Source organism: Arthrobacter sp. K410C (assembly GCF_059090105.1).
Genome location: NZ_JBNHFJ010000001.1, coordinates 17,115 through 34,498, shown reverse-complemented (window position 1 = coordinate 34,498; position 17,384 = coordinate 17,115). Strand labels below are relative to the sequence as shown.

The 17,384-nt window shown below is 67.1% G+C and carries 18 protein-coding genes and 2 tRNA genes; 18 read left to right on the top strand and 2 right to left on the bottom strand.

All coding sequences use genetic code 11. The annotated features are described in order from the left end of the window. The first annotated feature begins 54 nt into the window (after window positions 1-54). From AC5RU7_RS00215 to AC5RU7_RS00190, 6 genes are all read left to right on the top strand, one after another. On the top strand, window positions 55-285 hold the full coding sequence (locus AC5RU7_RS00215; protein ID WP_494009386.1) for a hypothetical protein: 231 nt from the start codon (window positions 55-57) through the stop codon (window positions 283-285). A gap of 13 nt (window positions 286-298) precedes the next feature. Continuing rightward, a complete protein-coding gene (gene nadD / locus AC5RU7_RS00210; protein ID WP_494050616.1) occupies window positions 299-955 on the top strand; it encodes a nicotinate-nucleotide adenylyltransferase in 657 nt (218 codons plus the stop codon). Between the two features lie 7 nt (window positions 956-962). After that, the gene (locus tag AC5RU7_RS00205; protein ID WP_494050615.1) at window positions 963-2,297 is read left to right on the top strand and encodes a hypothetical protein; all 1,335 of its coding nucleotides are present in this window, start codon (window positions 963-965) and stop codon (window positions 2,295-2,297) included. A 39-nt stretch (window positions 2,298-2,336) separates the two neighbouring features. Continuing rightward, window positions 2,337-2,738, top strand: coding sequence for a ribosome silencing factor (rsfS, locus tag AC5RU7_RS00200; RefSeq protein ID WP_479771346.1), 402 nt, complete (start codon window positions 2,337-2,339; stop codon window positions 2,736-2,738). 115 nt (window positions 2,739-2,853) lie between these two features. Further along, a tRNA-Ala gene (locus AC5RU7_RS00195) sits at window positions 2,854-2,926 on the top strand. A gap of 210 nt (window positions 2,927-3,136) precedes the next feature. Next, window positions 3,137-3,209, top strand: a tRNA-Ala gene (locus AC5RU7_RS00190). An 81-nt stretch (window positions 3,210-3,290) separates the two neighbouring features. Here AC5RU7_RS00190 and AC5RU7_RS00185 read toward each other — a convergent pair. Next, window positions 3,291-4,613: a class I SAM-dependent methyltransferase gene (locus tag AC5RU7_RS00185; RefSeq protein WP_494050614.1), complete on the bottom strand. Its 1,323-nt coding sequence runs from the start codon at window positions 4,611-4,613 to the stop codon at window positions 3,291-3,293. A 116-nt stretch (window positions 4,614-4,729) separates the two neighbouring features. Here AC5RU7_RS00185 and AC5RU7_RS00180 point away from each other — a divergent pair, with 116 nt between their 5' ends. The 6 genes from AC5RU7_RS00180 (at window position 4,730) to AC5RU7_RS00155 (ending at window position 11,651) form a co-directional block, all read left to right on the top strand. Beyond that, on the top strand, window positions 4,730-5,812 hold the full coding sequence (locus AC5RU7_RS00180; protein WP_494050613.1) for an FAD-dependent oxidoreductase: 1,083 nt from the start codon (window positions 4,730-4,732) through the stop codon (window positions 5,810-5,812). Window positions 5,813-5,873: 61 nt separating this feature from the next. Continuing rightward, window positions 5,874-7,040, top strand: a complete 1,167-nt coding sequence (locus tag AC5RU7_RS00175; protein WP_494050612.1) for a class I SAM-dependent methyltransferase — start codon at window positions 5,874-5,876, stop codon at window positions 7,038-7,040. A 185-nt stretch (window positions 7,041-7,225) separates the two neighbouring features. Then, window positions 7,226-8,428 (top strand): ROK family transcriptional regulator, encoded by a 1,203-nt coding sequence (locus tag AC5RU7_RS00170; RefSeq protein WP_494051326.1) that lies wholly within the window; start codon window positions 7,226-7,228, stop codon window positions 8,426-8,428. Window positions 8,429-8,544: 116 nt separating this feature from the next. Next, complete coding sequence (locus tag AC5RU7_RS00165) at window positions 8,545-9,897, top strand: extracellular solute-binding protein (RefSeq protein WP_494050611.1); 1,353 nt, start codon at window positions 8,545-8,547, stop codon at window positions 9,895-9,897. A gap of 3 nt (window positions 9,898-9,900) precedes the next feature. After that, window positions 9,901-10,782 (top strand): carbohydrate ABC transporter permease, encoded by an 882-nt coding sequence (locus tag AC5RU7_RS00160; RefSeq protein ID WP_494050610.1) that lies wholly within the window; start codon window positions 9,901-9,903, stop codon window positions 10,780-10,782. Continuing rightward, window positions 10,779-11,651: a carbohydrate ABC transporter permease gene (locus AC5RU7_RS00155; protein WP_494050609.1), complete on the top strand. Its 873-nt coding sequence runs from the start codon at window positions 10,779-10,781 to the stop codon at window positions 11,649-11,651. The genes AC5RU7_RS00160 and AC5RU7_RS00155 overlap by 4 nt, the downstream gene beginning before the upstream one ends. A 7-nt stretch (window positions 11,652-11,658) precedes the next feature. On the opposite strand, the gene AC5RU7_RS00150 is transcribed toward AC5RU7_RS00155, so the two are convergent. Further along, entirely contained in the window at window positions 11,659-11,862 is a 204-nt protein-coding gene (locus AC5RU7_RS00150) for a hypothetical protein (RefSeq protein ID WP_494050608.1), read from the bottom strand. Window positions 11,863-12,001: 139 nt separating this feature from the next. Here AC5RU7_RS00150 and AC5RU7_RS00145 point away from each other — a divergent pair, with 139 nt between their 5' ends. Genes AC5RU7_RS00145 through AC5RU7_RS00120 form a run of 6 tightly spaced genes read left to right on the top strand, consistent with a single transcriptional unit; the run spans window position 12,002 to window position 17,115 of the window. Beyond that, on the top strand, window positions 12,002-13,009 hold the full coding sequence (locus AC5RU7_RS00145) for an AAA family ATPase (RefSeq protein WP_494050607.1): 1,008 nt from the start codon (window positions 12,002-12,004) through the stop codon (window positions 13,007-13,009). Window positions 13,010-13,016: 7 nt separating this feature from the next. Beyond that, complete coding sequence (locus AC5RU7_RS00140; protein ID WP_494050606.1) at window positions 13,017-13,913, top strand: DUF58 domain-containing protein; 897 nt, start codon at window positions 13,017-13,019, stop codon at window positions 13,911-13,913. Beyond that, complete coding sequence (locus AC5RU7_RS00135; protein WP_494050605.1) at window positions 13,903-14,373, top strand: hypothetical protein; 471 nt, start codon at window positions 13,903-13,905, stop codon at window positions 14,371-14,373. The genes AC5RU7_RS00140 and AC5RU7_RS00135 overlap by 11 nt, the downstream gene beginning before the upstream one ends. After that, window positions 14,364-15,374, top strand: coding sequence for a vWA domain-containing protein (locus AC5RU7_RS00130; protein WP_494050604.1), 1,011 nt, complete (start codon window positions 14,364-14,366; stop codon window positions 15,372-15,374). Before AC5RU7_RS00135 ends, AC5RU7_RS00130 begins: the two co-directional genes overlap by 10 nt. After that, entirely contained in the window at window positions 15,371-16,360 is a 990-nt protein-coding gene (locus tag AC5RU7_RS00125; RefSeq protein WP_494050603.1) for a VWA domain-containing protein, read from the top strand. The genes AC5RU7_RS00130 and AC5RU7_RS00125 overlap by 4 nt, the downstream gene beginning before the upstream one ends. Further along, a complete protein-coding gene (locus AC5RU7_RS00120) occupies window positions 16,357-17,115 on the top strand; it encodes a hypothetical protein (protein WP_494050602.1) in 759 nt (252 codons plus the stop codon). The genes AC5RU7_RS00125 and AC5RU7_RS00120 overlap by 4 nt, the downstream gene beginning before the upstream one ends. The last annotated feature ends 269 nt before the right edge of the window (window positions 17,116-17,384 follow it).

The window sequence follows — 17,384 nt, the reverse complement described above, 5'->3', positions numbered from 1 at the left end:
AGAAAGCAGCGGACTTTTCCGCTGCCACCAACCTTTGAAACTCTAGGGGAGAACATGCTGCTCCAGCAGATCGCCATGACCGTCGCCGAAGGCGAAGAACACGAACTCGCGCCGTTGTGGGCTGAGCCGTGGGTCTTCGGCGTGGTTATCTTCGCCATCTTCCTGGTGCTGATGTTCGTCACACTCTCCTATAAGAACCTGGGCAACCGCCACTCTGCCACCGAAGAGCACGCGGATCCGCACCGCCAGCACCCGAACAAGCACGATCACGGGCAGGGCCACTAACATCTCCCGCGTTTTGCGCCACAGCGGCCCCCACCGCAGGCTGCGCCTGGGCGTGATGGGTGGGACATTCGATCCCATCCATCACGGCCACCTGGTTGCAGCCAGCGAAGTTGCCGCCGAGTTCGACCTGGACGAGGTGGTTTTCGTCCCCACCGGCCAGCCGTGGCAGAAGTCCCACAAGCAGGTCAGCGAGCCCGAACACCGGTACCTCATGACGGTCATCGCCACGGCCTCGAATCCGCGGTTTACCGTGAGCCGGGTGGACATCGAGCGTCCCGGCCCCACCTACACCATTGACACCCTCCGTGACCTGCGCGCGCAGCGTCCGGACGCGGATCTCTTCTTCATCACCGGGGCGGACGCCCTGGCCCAGATCCTGTCCTGGAAGGACATCGATGAACTGTGGTCGCTGGCCCATTTCGTTGGCGTCACCCGGCCGGGCCATGTGCTGGACGGCATGGGGCGGGACGACGTGAGCCTGCTCGAAGTGCCCGCCATGGCCATCTCGTCCACAGACTGCCGGGCCCGGGTAGCGGCACACGACCCCGTCTGGTACCTGGTGCCGGACGGCGTGGTGCAGTACATCGCCAAGTACGGTCTCTATGCCCAGGTGCCGGCGGGCCGAAACCAGCCATCCGCCGAAGCACGTGAACCAGCCAGTACTGAATGAGTTCTCAATGAGTCAGGAACAGCCCCCCATCCGCAGCCGCCGGGAACTCCGGAAGGCAAGGGATGCCCAGCAGGCGACCGTGTCCACAGGCCCGGAGCTGCTGGCCCCTGCCACTGACCGGCAGCCTGCCACGCTGCCCGGCACCAAGCGCCCGGCCGGCCCGGGCCCTGATGCGAGCCTTCCTGCTGCCGCCGGGGAGGCGGCTTCCGCCAAGACTGCCGAACCGGCCTCCATGCAGCGGTCATCCCAGATCCGGGCTCGGGACCGCGCAGCCTTGCGCACCATCAAGGAGCTCGAAGAAAAAGAAGGCCAGCTCGCCGCCGGTGGTCCGCCCACCCGCCGCCAGCTCCGCCTGCAGCAGCTCAAGGAACAGGCGCTGACCGCCGCCAACCCCATCGTGCCGCCTGCCGTGGGTCCTTCGGCCGGTGCCTCCGGACCCGCCGCCGCTACTGACGGGAAGGAGGAGGCAGCACAAGGCGCTGCTTTGCCCGCCGCAAAGACCCCGCCTGCCGCGAAGACCCCGCTCGCCTCGAAGAACCCGCCCGCCGCCGCAGGAGGGCCGGTTGCCCCTGCCCGTTCGGGCGGCCCTGAGGGAATGACGGTCGAGCAGGCCCTTGCCGCCAGGGCCCTGATCGCGGAGCAGGCCAGGAACCAGATTGCCAAAATGGAGCACATTGCCTCCACGGATCCGGAAGCGGTGGACCCCGATATCCTGGCGGAGCAGATTGCCCTCGCCGAACGCGCCGCCGTCATGAACCGCCGTGCCCTGGCCAAGCAAAAACTCGCCGAACAGGCCGGCACGCCACCGGTCCCGGGGAAGGATCCGGCCTCCAAAGACACCGCTTCCCGGGTGCGGCCCGGCCCGTCAACAGCCAGTAACCTGGCCATGGTCACTCCGCTTGAGTTCGTGCAGGTGCCCGGCGTTGACCGCCCCGTGATGAAGCCCCCGGCCACTTCCCACGTTCCCGTTGCAACCCGCCCCGGTACGAAGGTCCAGCCTGCCGGCACCGGGAAGCAGCGGCGTCCGGCCAGCCGTTCCAACCAGGCTGCGGCGGACAGCGCATCCGGCCGATCGCAGGTCATCGCCCGTGCCGAGGCTGCCGCCCGCGCGGCCACCCGTCCCAAGGCTGTTGTCTTCCCGGAAGACCAGTCCGAGGGACTCGTCGAGGAACTGCCCAGGGTCCCAGCCAGCTCGGCCTACGGGCTGGACCCCCTGGACGCTGCCACCGCCGGGCTGGCCAGGGCAAAGCGGAACCGGGTACTGCAGCTCTGCATCCTGCTTTTCGGCATCGTGGCCCTCGTCTCCGGCATTTTCCTGATCGTCAGCGGCATGTCCAGCTGACCGGCGAGCCCCCCACACTTTTAATCAACAAGGAGTCCCGTGACTGCATCGAATTCATCCATCACCATAGCCCGCACCGCCGCAAAGGCAGCCGCGGACAAGATTGCCCAGGACATCGTGGCCCTTGACGTCAGTGAGCGGCTGGCGCTGGCAGACGTGTTCCTCATCGCCTCCGCGCCGAGCGAACGCCAGGTCAACGCCATTGTTGACGGCATCGAGGAAGAGCTGGCCAAGCAGGACCTGCGGCCGGTGCGCCGTGAAGGCCGCTCGGGTGGCCGCTGGGTCCTGCTGGACTACTCCGACATTGTGATCCATGTCCAACATGAAGAGGATCGGGTGTTCTACGCACTAGAGCGTCTCTGGAAGGACTGCCCCGTGGTGGACCTCCAGCTCGGTGATGACGCCTCCGCGAAGGCAGCGGCAGCTTCCGAAGGCGAGTAGCCGCCGCACCAGCACGGCGAATATTCCGGATTTGGAATTTTCGGAATTGCTGTTCTAAGATATTTGAGTTGCTTCGGGGTACACCCGGAAAAGCTTGCAAGAGCAGCAACAATCCGGGGCTGTGGCGCAGCTGGTAGCGCACCTGCATGGCATGCAGGGGGTCAGGGGTTCGAGTCCCCTCAGCTCCACCGGGCAAATCCGCCGGAATCGTATGATTCCGGCGGATTTTTTGTTTTTTACCTGGGTGTACGCGGACTCCGGATGCGGTCCCCAGGACGGGTTTCATACCCCCTCAGCAGCCCCCGTACCCCCAAGATTTCCCCGATTTGGCGCAGCCGCAAAAGTGCATTAAGCTGGTCAGGTTGCTCCGGGGAATTCGACCGGAACGGCAAGAGTTCGGGGCTGTGGCGCAGCTGGTAGCGCACCTGCATGGCATGCAGGGGGTCAGGGGTTCGAGTCCCCTCAGCTCCACGCAATCCTCCATCAGGAGAAAAAGAAGAGGAACCATCCGTCAAGGATGGTTCCTCTTCTGCTTTAAGGACAGAGTGGGTGTCAGAGCCAGGCTGTCCGGCGCAGTGGAGGTTCCTCCCCGCCCGGCCGCTGCACCAGGACCTGGTTCACTCCGGTCAGGTTGTTCTCAAAACCCAGAGCACTGGAAGCCATGTACAGCCGCCACACCCGGGCGCGGCCCAGCCCGGCGAGCGCGGCTGCCTGGTCCCAGTTCTCTTCCAGCCGCCGGACCCATGCGCGCAGCGTCAAGGCATAGTGCCGGCGCAGCGCCTCCACGTCCAGGACCTCGAAACCGGCGGACTCCAGGGCTGTGACCATCTCGCCGAGGCTGATCATTTCACCGTCAGGAAAGACATACCGGGGGATGAACGAATCCGGGTCCGGGTTTGTGGGACCGGCGTTCCAGGAAATGGCGTGATTGAGCAGGCGGCCGCCGGGCCGCAGCAGCGCAAACAGTGCCGCCGCGTAGCCGGGGGTCTGTTCACGCCCCACATGCTCAGACATGCCGATGGAACTGATTGCGTCAAACGGCCCGTCTGGAATGTCCCGGTAATCCTGGACCCGGATGTCCACCTTGTCCGTCAGCCCGGCGTCGGCTGCGCGCTTCCGGGCCAGCACGGCCTGTTCCGCCGAAAGCGTTACGCCCACCACGGTGGCACCGTACTTTCCCGCCGCCTGCAGTGCGAAACTGCCCCAGCCGCAGCCCACGTCCAGCACGCGCATTCCGGGTTTCAGCTCCAGTTTCCGGCAGACAAGGTCCAGCTTCGCTTCCTGGGCGGCGTCCAGCCCCTCCACGAGGCGGGCACCTGTGGCCGGGCCCCGCGTAGCCCCGGTATCCCCTGGCCAGACGGCGCATGAGTAAACCATTGATGGTCCCAGCACCAGGGCGTAGAAGTCGTTGCCGACGTCGTAGTGGTGTGAGATGGCGGCCGAGTCCCGGCGGCGCGAGTGCAGCCTGCCTTTGCGCTGGATCCGTGCCTCCTCGGGCGGTGGCGCCGGATTGGGGCCCACGGCCCCCAGCCGGATGGCGGTGCGGACCAGGGACCAGAGTTCAGCGGGGGTGGGCGGCCGGAACGGGCCGGGTTCGGCGAACTTTCCGGCCGAACTCAACGCCGAGAACGCCTCAAAGACGTCCCCGGGCGCATCGATCTCGCCGGCAACGTAAGCCCTGCTGAGCCCCAGCTGCCCTGGTGACCAGAGCATCCGGCGCAGGGCCCGGCGGGAACGGAATTCCAGGACGGGTGCCCCCTCTGGGCCGGCTTCGGAGCCGTCCCAGGCCTTCAGGCGCAGTGGTATCTGGTCCGTTCCCAGCACGATGCCCATTGCCCTGGCCAGTTTTGCTGCCGCACCGTGGTCTCTCGTCATGGTGGCTGCCTTCCTGTACAGCCCGGGCCGCCCCGGGTGACCTTGCCGTGCCCTTCCGGGCCGGTCCCTTGGGCCTACCCTAAAGCCGGAACCCCCCGCCGGACTATCATGGGGGAGTGAATTCTGCCCGGGTCGACGTCGTCGTGATCGGAGCGGGCCAGGCGGGGCTCTCAGCCGCCTACCATCTGCAGCGCCGCGGGCTCCACTACGTGGTGCTCGACGCCGAAGAAGGACCGGGAGGTGCCTGGCGGCACCGGTGGAGGAGCCTTCGGATGGCCAGCGTCAACGGGATCAGCGACCTTCCCGGCATCGCGAAGCCCGCCGTTGACCCCTCCGAACCGAGTTCCGAATTCCTGACCCGCTACTTCCGGGATTACGAGGAAGAACTGGGCCTTGCCGTCCGGCGCCCCGTGAAGGTCCGCTCGGTCAGCCGTGAAGACGATGGCCCGGCGGGCAGGCTGGAGATTTCCACTTCCGACGGCGAGTGGGCGGCAAAGGCGGTCATCAACGCCACGGGCACCTGGACCCGGCCGTTCTGGCCCATCTACCCGGGGCAGTCCACCTTCCGCGGCACGCAGCTCCACGTGGCGGACTACGTGGCCGCCGAGCAGTTCGCGGGCCTGCACGTCATCGTCGTGGGCGGCGGGATCTCCGCCGTCGGACTTTTGGACGAAATTTCGCGGGTGACCTCCACCAGCTGGTTCACCAGGCGGGAACCGGTGTGGCGGGATGCGGAGTTTGACTCTCGGGCGGGACACGACGCGGTGGCGCTTGTGGAGGAGCGGGTCCGCAAGGGGCTGCCGCCGCAGAGCGTGGTGTCGGTGACGGGGCTGATCTGGACGCCCGCCCTCCGGGCTGCGGCGGCACGCGGCGCGCTGGAGCGGCAACCCATGTTCACGGCGATCGAGCCGGACGGCGTGCGCCTGGCAGACGGGAGTCTCCTGAGAGCCGACGTCATCCTCTGGGCCACGGGATTCCGCGCGGAGCTTGAGCATCTGGCGCCGCTGCACCTGCGCGGTCCCGGCGGCGGAATCGTCATGGACGGGACACAGGTGGCCGCCGAACCGCGCGTCCACCTGGTGGGTTACGGGCCGTCGTCGTCCACCATTGGTGCCAACCGGGCAGGCCGTGCGGCCGTGGCCGCCATCCTGAAACTGCCCGGAATAGCTCCCGCAGCGGAGACGGTAACGTGGGGCTGACCCCGCTCGCAGGCACAAAGAGCGCAGGCCGGGGCCCCAGGACCAGCAGAAAGCAGCATCAGTGGCAACCAACCGTCTCGAGGATGTCTTCCAATTGCTCCGGCGGCGGCCCGACGTCGAGGCCCCCAACCTCCAGGCGTGGGACGCCACGGACCGGCTGCTGCTGGACACTGCCCGGGAGCATGTTGTCCCGGGCAGCCAGGTGGCTGTCATCGGTGACCGCTACGGCGCACTGACCCTCGGCGCGCTTGCGGTGCTGGAGCCGGCAGCCGTCCGCGTGCACCAGGACCTGATCACGGGGGAGCGGGCGCTGCGCCTCAACGCGGCGGAGTGGCTGGCTTCTGGGCACGACGGCGGCACCGCCACGGTGCCGGCCTTTGAGCAGGTGCCACTTGGCCCCGGGCTCCTGGCAGACGCGCACGCCGTGCTCCTGCAGCTGCCGAAGACCCTGGCGGAGCTGGAGGAGATTGTGGCTGCGGTGGCCCGGCATGCGCCCGCAGGAGTGATCCTGCTGGCCGGGGGCCGGGTGAAACACATGTCCCTCGGTATGAATGCTGTCCTGGAAAGATACTTCGATTTGGTCCAGCCGCAGCTCGCCCGGCAAAAGTCCCGTGTCATCCTTGCCACCGGTGTGAAGGCAACCGAAGAACCGGAGCGCTTTCCCGTTGTCGGGCATATTGCCGAACTGGACCTGGAGGTCGCCGCGCACGGGGCCGTCTTTGCCGGCCCGAAACTGGACATCGGCACCCGGTTCCTGCTGACCTTCCTGCCGGCCATGAAACCGGCCCGCCACGCTGTTGACCTCGGCTGCGGAACGGGCATCCTCGCCGCCATGTACGCCAGGAATTCACCCGGATCCACCGTGACCGCCACGGACCAGTCGGCCGCTGCCGTGGCCTCCGCCCTGGCCACTGCCCGCGCTAACGGCCTGCAGGAGCGCATCCGCGTCCTGCAGGATGACGCGCTCAGCACCATGGAGGCAGGCAGCGCCGACCTGGTGCTGCTCAATCCGCCGTTCCACGTCGGGGCCGGCGTGCATGCCGGTGCCGGGCTGAAAATGATTGAAGCCGCAGGGCGGGTGCTGGCTCCGGAAGGCGAATTGTGGACCGTGTATAACCGGCATCTGCCCTACCTGCCGGCGCTGGAGCGCCAGGTGGGACCCACTGAGGTCAAAGGGCAGAACCCGAAGTTCCTGGTGACCCGGAGCATCAAGCACAAGTTCCGGTAAAGGTACGCAAGGTCCGGTAAATGTATGCGCAAAGTAGGCCGCACCGCCGTCGCGCCCTATGGGGCTGCGTCCACGCGTAACGTACGATTCAAGCAGCACCACAACCACGTGGCCGAAGAAGTTTAGGGGACACCGTGACCGAGATCCGCCAATCCTCACCGAGGCGCGGAACAAACCTGCCCCGGATGGGCGACTTCAACCTCACGGTGATCCTCGACGCCATCCGCAGGTCCTCGGGCGGACTCAGCCGGGTTGAACTCGCGCAGATCGTGGGCCTGTCTCCGCAGACCATTTCCAACATTTCCCGCCGGCTGCTTGACCAGAACCTCATCGTGGAGGCCGGCAAGGAAGGCACCGGGCCCGGAAAACCGCGCACCATCCTCCGCCTCAACCCCCGCGGCATGTACGCCCTGGGCGTCCACCTTGATCCGGCCGTGACAACCTTCGTGGTCCTTGACCTGGTGGGGGCCGTTGTCCGGCACTCCCGGATCCGGACGCCGGGAGGAAATGATCCGTCCGCTGTGATCAGCACCATCGCGGCCGAGATCGCCCAGCTTGTGGAGGACTCCGGGGTAGACCGGGACCGGATCGCCGGCCTCGGGGTCGCGGCGCCGGGTCCCATCGACCTGGACAACGGGAATGTGGTGGACCCGCCGCTCCTGCCGGGCTGGGACCGCGTGGAGCTGCGCAACGCGCTGTCGGACGCCACGGGCTACTCGGTCCTGATGGACAAGGACGTCACCAGCGCGGCTGTCGCTGAAACATGGGCCGGCGGGCCCAGCGGGGCCGGCAGCTTTGTCTTCATGTACATGGGTACCGGCATCGGCTGCGGCATCGTACTCAATGACGAAGTGGTGCGGGGAACGTCCGGCAATGCCGGCGAAATCGGCCACATCGTGGTGGACCCGGACGGGCCCCAGTGCGACTGCGGGTTGCGCGGCTGCGTGAAATCCTCCTGCATCCCCCAGGTCCTCGTGGCGGAAGCCGAGGCTGCAGGGATCCTGGACAGCTCCCGTTCCGGGAACAGCGGCGCCGAAATCCAGCAAAGCTTCGCCAGGCTCTGCGAACTGGCCGACGCCGGTGACCAGCGCGCCGCAGCCATCATCGACAAGTCCGCCGTGCTGGTTGCCCGGGCGGTATCGGTGGTCACCAACACCCTTGACGTGGAGCGGGTGGTCTTCGGCGGCCCCTTCTGGAGCGGCATGGCAGAACGTTTCCTGGCGAAGGTCCCGCCGGTGCTGGACGCCAACAGTGCGGCCCGGCTGATCCACCCCATCGAGGTGGTGGGCACCGGGGTGGGGGAGGACGTGGGTGCCATTGGCGCCGCCTCGCTGGTGCTTGAACACACCCTTGCCCCCCGCGCCCAGCGGCTGCTCCTGGAGAGCTGATCCGACGCATTGGACCAGTGCCTTGATTGCGGCATCCGACCCATCTAGCATGTGCTTATTGCCGCGGCTGGGGCCCGCTGACAACGGGGTCCGCAGCATTAACTGAATGGAGCACCATGCGTCGCCGGGCCCTGAAAAACGTGTCATTATTCGCTGCGGCACTGGTTGCTTTGGCGGCCTGCAGTCCGGGTACTCCGGATGAGGGGTCCAAGACCCTGAAAGTCGCCTACCAGAAGACGGATTCCTTCACCGCGCTGGACACGATGTTCCAGGCAGCCAAGGAGGAGTTCGAAGCGGCGAACCAGGGCGTCACGGTTGAGCTTCAGCCCATCCAGGGCAACGACGATGATTACGGCACCAAACTGGCCCTCGCCCTGCGCTCGCCGTCCACCGCGCCCGACGTGTTCTACGAGGACACGTTCAAGGTCCGCTCGGACGTCGACGCCGGCTACCTCCTGAAGCTTGACTCCCACCTTGAGGGGTGGGAGGACTGGGACAAATACGACGACGCCGCCAAGGCAGCGGGCCGCGCGGACGACGGCGGCACGTACGCGGTGCCGCTCGGCACCGATACCCGGGCCATCTGGTACAACAAGAAAGTCCTCGCGGCCGCAGGCATCAGTGAGCCCTGGCAGCCGCGCAGCTGGCAGGACATCCTCGACGCCGCCAGGAAGATCAAAGCCAACGATCCCTCGGCCATCCCGTTCAACATGTACGCGGGCAAGGGAACCGGCGAGGGCACCGTCATGCAGGGGTTCTACGAGCTGCTCTACGGCACCGGATCCAGCCTCTACGACGAGGAATCCAAGAAGTGGGTAGTCGGTTCGGCCGGGTTCAAGGACTCGCTGGGCTTCCTCAAGACGCTCTATGACGAACAGCTGGCCGTCACGCCCGCGGAGGCACTGGACGCGAACGTCTGGAAGAAGGTGTTCGGCGAATGGTTCCCCAACGGAAAGCTGGGCGCCACCGTGGAAGGCTCCTACGCGCCGTCGTTCTGGCAGGAGGGCGGCAGCTACGCCTGGCCCGGCTACGAAGAGGACATGGGAGTGGCCCCGTTCCCCACCCAGAACGGTGACGCTCCCGGCTCAGTCAGCATGTCCGGCGGCTGGACCCTGGCCGTGGGCGCCGAAACCAAGGAGCCGGACCTGGCGTTCAAGTTCCTTTCCACGGCGCTGAACCAGAAGAACTCCCTGGCTTTCACCGTGGAGAGCTCGCAGATCGCCGTCCGGACGGACGTCGCCGCGGACCCCGGCTACCAGGGTGCGAACCCCTTCGTGAAGGATGTCTCTGAGCTTGTAAAGGTCACCCGGTACCGGCCGGCCACGTCTGATTACCCCCGGATCTCCGCTGCGGTCCAGGAGGCAACCGAGGCGGTCATCACCGGCAGCCGGACGCCCGAGCAGGCCGCCGCCGACTACGATGCAGCAGTCACGGATATAGTGGGCGGCGACAAGACCGTCCGGAAGTAGCCTGTGCTGCTGAGCCACCGGGCACGGCAGCTGGTCCGCTACCTGCCGGTCCTTCCTGCCGTCCTGCTCCTGCTGGTGTTCCTCGCCGGCCCCGTGCTCTGGGCCTTCCAGGCCTCGCTGACCAACGCCGGACTGACCGGCCGCAGCGCGAGGAATCCTGAATGGGTGGGCCCGGAAAACTACCAGCGGCTGCTCACGGACCCTGTCTTCCCGCTCTCCCTGTGGCTCACGGTCCTGTTCGTGGGAGGATCTGCGGTGCTTGGCCAGAACCTGCTGGGCCTGGCCATCGCAGTACTGATGCGCCGGGCACGCCCTGCGGTCTCGTCCGTCGTTGGAACGGCCGTGGTGGCCGCATGGGTGCTGCCCGAAATCGTGGCTGCCTTCGCCGCCTACGCGTACTTCAGCAAGGACGGGACGCTCAACCAGCTGCTCGGGAGCCTGGGTTTCGGCAGGCCGGAATGGCTGTATGCGTTCCCGATGGTGGCCGTGATGCTGGCCAATGTGTGGCGTGGCACGGCCTTCTCCATGCTCGTGTACAAGGCCGCACTCAACGACGTTCCCACCGAGGTAACGGAGGCCGCCCAGATGGACGGCGCCCGGGGCTGGCAGCGGCTGGTCTTCATCACGCTGCCCATGATCCGGGGCAGCATCGCCACCAACCTGATGCTGATCACGCTGCAGACCCTGGCGGTGTTCACCCTTGTCTGGGTGATGACGGCCGGCGGACCGGCCAACGCCAGCACCACGCTGCCCATCCTCGCCTACCAGGAGGCCTTCAAGTTCGGTGATATCGGGTACGGGACGGCAGTGGCCTCCGTGCTCATCCTGATCGGCGCTGTGTTCGGCGTGGTGTACATCCGGCTGCTGAAGGAGCCGCGGACATGACCGCCCCGGCCAGGACGCTGCCGCCCCGCGGGGTGCAGGCGCTGCCACCCCGCCGCAGGCGCGGCACCACCCCGGCGGACCTGGTCCTGCTGCTGGTGGGGGCGTGCTTCCTGCTGCCACTCCTGTGGCTTGTCCTGGGTTCCCTGGACCCGCAGGCCGGACACGAAACCAGGGTTCCGCGGCAGCCCGGGCTGGAGAACTTCGCCGCCGTCCTGACCCCGGAACTGCTGCTGCAGCCGCTGTGGAACAGCATGGTGCTGTCCGCCGGGACCGGGGCCGTCACGCTGGTGGCCGCCGTGCTTGCGGCGTATCCGCTGTCCCGTTACCGGTCCCGGTTCAACACGCCGTTCCTGTACGCGGTCCTGTTCGGCACCTGCCTGCCCATCACGGCCATCATGGTTCCGGTGTACGGACTGTTCGTCCAGCTGGAACTGCTGGACTCCATGCCGGCCACCATATTCTTCATGGCCACCACCACACTGCCCATGGCCATCTGGATGACCAGGAACTTCATGGATGGCGTGCCGGTGTCCCTGGAGGAGGCCGCCTGGGTGGATGGTGCCTCAAGGATGACGGCGCTGCGCACCATCGTGCTGCCACTCATGCGCCAGGGCCTTGGCGTCGTCTTTATCTTCGTGTTCATCCAGGCGTGGGGGAACTTCTTCGTCCCGTTCGTGTTGCTGCTGTCCGAGACGCGGCAGCCCGCCGCCGTGTCCATCTACAGCTTCTTCGGACAGCACGGGGCAGTCGCGTACGGCCAGCTGGCCGCATTCTCGATCCTCTATTCACTGCCGGTCCTGGCCCTGTACATCATTGTGGCAAGGTGGTCCGGCAGTTCCTTCGCCCTTTCCGGAGCGGTGCGGGGCTAGGGTCTGCTCAGTCGATGTCCTCGACCACAACCCCGTAGGGAATGCTGTCATCGAGGTGGGCCTGGTGGCCGGTGGAGCCGGGGTTGTAGGTTACCCGGACCCCATGGAGCTTGTCTGCTGCGGACTGCATCAGGACAGGCCTTACAGTGCTGACGAACATCTCGCTCTTATCGGCAAGAAATTCCTTGTAACTGGCTGGAAGCTCAATCATGGCAAAAGGATAGACCTGCGCAGCCCTGATGGGGAGGGGTCCCCATTGCCGGAACCCCGGCCTGGGACTTGGATAGGATGGCGGCGGAGTGCAGCCGTCCGGCAGGCACGGCCGCGAACAGCCACCAGGGGGATTGACAGTGCTTCAAACCAGTGCGTCCGCGAGGATCGAACCGGCGGAGCTGGCACGGGCACAACAGGTGGCCGCCAGTATCTCCCGGAGCTTTGAAGCCAAGGTCGTGGGCCAGTCCCGGCTGCGGGAGTCACTGCTGGTGGGGCTGCTGACTGGTGGCCACATCCTGCTGGAAAGCGTCCCGGGCCTTGCCAAGACCACCGCGGCGCAAACGGTGGCTGAAGCGGTCAGCGCGGACTTCCGCAGGATCCAATGCACCCCGGACCTGCTGCCCAGCGACATCGTGGGAACGCAGGTCTACGACGCCGCCAAGGGGACCTTCATCACGCAGCTGGGTCCGGTCCACGCCAACATCGTCCTGCTGGACGAGATCAACCGCTCCAGCGCCAAGACCCAGAGCGCCATGCTGGAGGCAATGCAGGAGCGCCAAACCTCGATCGGCGGCCAGGACTACAGGCTGCCGTCACCGTTCCTGGTGCTCGCCACCCAGAACCCGATTGAGCAGGAAGGCACCTACCAGCTCCCCGAAGCCCAGATGGACCGGTTCATGCTCAAGGACGTGCTGGGCTACCCGTCCCAGGCCGAGGAAGCCGAAATCATCCGGCGGATCGACGCCGGCGTCTACACTCCGGAGCAGGCACCCGCGGCAGCAGCATCGCTGGATTCGGTGGCCGAAGTGCAGGAGATCGTCCGCCGCATCTACATCGACCCCGCCATCATCAACTACATCGTGGGGCTGGTCTTCGTCACCCGCAACGCCCACCAGTACATCGACCAGCGGCTCGCCGGATTCATCGAATTCGGCGCCAGCCCGCGTGCCAGCATCGCCTTCAGCCAGGCAGCTCGGGCCGTCGCCCTGCTGAACGGCAGGGACCATGTCATACCGGAGGATGTCAAGGCGCTGGCCCACCGGGTGCTGCGCCACCGGCTGATCCTCAACTTCGATGCGGTGGCCGAGCAGGTGCCCGTGGAATCGGTGATCGACGCCGTCGTCGCTGCCGTCCAGACCCCCTGAGGCCGGCATGGCCAGCCTCCTCCTGCGGGTGAAATCGAAGATGGCGATCTTCGCCCACCGCAAAGCTCGCGGCCTGCTCGACGGCGAGTACGGGTCAGTGTTCCGCGGCCGGAGCCTGGACTTTGACGATCTCCGCGCCTACGTGCCCGGAGACGAGGTCCGGGACATTGACTGGAAGGCGTCGGCGCGCCACGGCTCGCCGCTGATCAAACGGTACGTTGCGGTCCGCCGCCAGACGCTCCTGCTGCTCACCGATACCGGACGCAACATGGCGGCCGTCTCCCGGACGGGCGAGGCGAAGAAGGACATCGCCGTCATGGCACTCGGGGTGATGGGCTACCTGGCCCACCGGCATGGCGACGTGGTGGGGCTGGTCAGCGGCGACTCCTCCGGCACCCGTTCCATTCCCGCCAAGGCGGGCGAGGCCCATCTGGAGCGGCTTCTCCGGCAGGTGCACGGGGACTCCGGTATTGGGGCGGCACCCAGCAGGATCGAAGACCAGCTGGATCAGGTGGCCAGGACGGTGAAGGGGCGGAACCTGCTGTTCGTCGTCGCGGACGAAGTGGCCGCCACCCCTGCCCTGGCCGGGTTGCTGCGCCGCCTTCGCGCGCAGCACGAAATCCTATGGCTCACGGTGCGTGACGCGGAACTGGCGCCAAGGCAACCCGGCCCGGGCGGCGCCGTCGCGGACTTCTACAGCGTTGCCGACTCCACCCTTCTACCCGCGCACCTGGCACAGTCCGCATCCGTCGTGGCCGCGTACGGGAAGGCGCTCGCCGAGCGGGATGCCGCACGCAGGGAGATGCTGCGGCAGGCAGGCATCACGGAAGGCGAAGTGGGCGGCAGCCAGGACGTGGTCACCGCGCTGTTCGCGCTCCTGGAGAGGCACCGCCGTGCCGGCTGAACCCGACTTCTACGGGCCGCTCCAGTACAGCCCGGTATGGATGTGGGCCGGCGTGGCACTCCTGGCAGTGGCGGCAAGCTGGTACGTCTTCGTCTTTGCTGCGACCCGGCATCCGCGGACGGCAGCACACAGCCCGCCCCCGGTACCCCTCACTGAGCTTCCCGCGCTCAAGGCGGCCTACCTGCAACGCATCGACGACGTGGAACGCGAGGCCGCGGCCGGCCACCGCGGCGTGCGTGCCAGCCATCAGGAGATCAGCCGCCTGCTGCGCAGCTTCATCCGGGACGCCTCAGGTGTGGACGCACTCCGGATGACCCGGCAGGACCTGGAGCGGCACCCGCTGCCTGCCGCCGCGTCCGCCGTCGGCGCGTTATATCCGGGTGAATTCGGCCAGGAGCCGTTGCCCCCGGTGGCCAACGCCGCTGCCAGGGCACGGGAGACGGTGAGCACATGGGGCTGATGTTCTGGTGGCTGCTGCCGCTGGCGGTGGTCGCCGCCGCTGCCGTCGGCATAGCCGCTTTCCGGGCCGGCACCAAGGGCAGCGGCCGACGTCGGCCCGCAGCGCACGCTGGCCGGCTCACCCTGCTGCCGGAATACCAGGCCGCGCTGCGCCGCCACCGGCGGTGGCTGGCGGTTGCTGCACTCGCCTGCGCGTCAGTCCTGGTGTCCACAGCTGTGGCGGCGGCCCGACCGGTTAGCCTCACAATGGTCCGGCCGGAACAGCACAACCGGGACATCATGCTGTGCCTGGACGCGTCAGGTTCCATGAGCAGCGCTGACGCGGCGGTGGTGGACACCTACGCGGGGCTGGCCCGCGGATTCGACGGCGAACGGATCGGACTGACCATTTTCGACAGCACGGCCATCCAGGTCTTTCCCCTGACTGATGACTACGGCTACGTCCAGGAACAGTTGCAGCTGGCGAGGGACGCGTTCGATGGAAAGCCCGGAAGCTCCGGGTTCCTCGACGGCACCTGGAGCGGCCGCGGCTCGTCCCTGATCGGTGACGGGCTGGCATCCTGCCTGAACAGTTTCCCGGAGCCGGACAACGGCGCCGGCGGTGCACCAGGCACTTCCCAGCGCTCGCGGTCGGTGGTCCTTGCCACGGACAACCTCCTGTCCGGCGAGCCCATCATGACGTTGGCGGAAGCTGCGCAGCTGGCGGCGGGCCGGGCCGTACGGGTCTACGCGCTGAACCCGGCTGACCTCGACTACGGCGCCGGTTCCGGCCAGCCCGGCGCCCAGCTCCGGACGGCCGCAGAATCCACCGGCGGAGCCTATTACGCGCTGGACAATCCGGATGCCATCCCGGGGATAGTGTCGGCGGTGGAGGAGACGGAGACAGCAGCAATTAAGGGTGCTCCGCGTGCCGTTGTCTCGGATGAGCCGGCGGTCCCGCTGGCGGCTGCGCTCCTGTCGGGGCTGGTCCTGTGCATCGCGTTATGGCGGTTGCGGCTATGAGCGGGCTGCGGATTCCCCTGAGGATGCCCTCGCGTGCCTGGCTGCGCCGCGGCCTGCTGGCAGCGCTCCTGCTCCTGGCCCTGGTCCGTCCGGGCCTGCCCGGCGGTACAGCCCAGGCGGCGACGTCGGACCTCAACGTGTTCTTCGTAGTGGACACCACCACCAGCATGATGGCCGAAGACCACGGGAACGGGACCCGGATGGACGGCGTGCGGCGGGACATCATGGCTATCGCGGCAGAGCTGCCGGGTGCACGCTTCTCCGTGCTTACGTTTGACACCGAAGGTCACATCCGGATGCCGCTGACCACCGACACCCTTGCCCTGGAAACGATCACGTCTGTCCTCGAGCCCCAGGTCACTGCCTACGCCAAGGGGAGCAGCATCAGCGCGGCCAGGCAGGTTCTCGCCGAACGCCTTGCCGCAGCACGCGACAGCCACCCTGAACGGCCGCGGCTCGTCTTCTACCTGGGCGATGGCGAGCAGACCAGCTCCGCTGCACCCCAGCCGCTGGGCCTGGGCAACGGCCTGGTGTCCGGGGGAGCGGTGCTCGGTTACGGTACCCCGGCTGGCGGACGGATGAAGGAGAACACAGGCATGGCGTCCGACGGCGGCGCCCGGGACTCCCGGTACGTCCGGGACGCGGAGGGGCGGGATGCAGTATCGGTCATCGACGAAGGCAGGCTCCGGGAGATTGCGTCGCAGCTGCAGGTGCCGTATGTGCACCGGGCTGCCGGCGATCCCGCTGCACCCATGCTGCAGCAGGCCCGCCCCGGCACCCCCGGGTCTTCCTCGAATGATTCCTCGCTGCCGGGAAGGACAGAGCTGTACTGGGTCTTCGCGGCCTGCGCGTTTGCCTTGGCGCTGGTGGAATTCAGCGTGGTCATTCGCAGGTTCCGCGCCCTGCAACCCGCCAAGGCACCCGGAGCCGCGGCGGGGAGCCGCATGGACCGGCGCCCCGGCGAAGCCAGGGAGGACGTTCGATGATTCCTTCCATTCCGGCACATGCCGCGTCGGAGGACAGCAGGATCCGGCTGCGCCGCCGGCGGCTTCTGCTGTGGTCCGCCGTACCGGTGCTGGTTCTAGTCGGCATCGCCGCAAAGCTCTTCAGCCTTGGGCTGCTTGCCGGCCAGGCCGCGGAAGCATATGCCGCCAAAGACGCTGCAGCTGTCAGAGCGGCAGCTGACGGGTTGAACCTGGCCAACGTCGTCGAACGGCACAAGGCTCCGTTCGCAGCCGGCGACGCCAAAGCCCTGGCCGGAGACTACCCTGCCGCCCGGATCCTCTTCCAGGACGCACTGGCCGGCGCGCCGGTCGGCTCTTTTGACGACTGCATCGTACGGGTCAATCTCAGCCTCGCTACTGAAATGATCGGTGACGGCAGGCTGCGGGCGGAGGACCCGTCGTCGGCCGCTGCCCTTTATGCGGAAGCCCTGGACGTGGCGGAGGCTGCGCCGGCGGGATGCTTTTCCGGGGCCCATGCCCGGGACGCCGGCAAGCAGCTGACCGAGGCTGAGCGTCGCCTGACCGAGAAACTTGCCGCCGCAGCGGAGCCGGCAGAGGCGCCGGGAGACCCGCAACAGGAGGACAGCTCCGAGGAGCAGCCTTCTCCGCGGCAAAGCCAACTGCAACAGCTTGAGGAGAATGCCCGGCAGGCGGAGCGCGAACGCAACGCGGCCCGCGAGCGGGATGACTACCTGCGCGATACCGGCGGGGAGACGAGGCCTGACCGACCCTGGTAGCGCTGCAGCAGGCGACAATCACTGTCCAGGTGTGGGCAGGGCCCGGGGGACGACTGCAGCCGGAGGCGAAAGCAGCCATCCAGGCGAAGAAAATTCCGTTTCAGCAATGAAACAAGGCGTAAGACTGCGTCTTAATTCGGAGGCCAACTTGAATGCTCGGGCGCCCGCTCCTAGAGTCTTATACAAGTTACCGCGGTAACGTGTCAGCGATCCTCCGTGCCGGAGGGTGTGGGTGCCCCCATGTGGGCCTGACATTTGCTCACGGACAA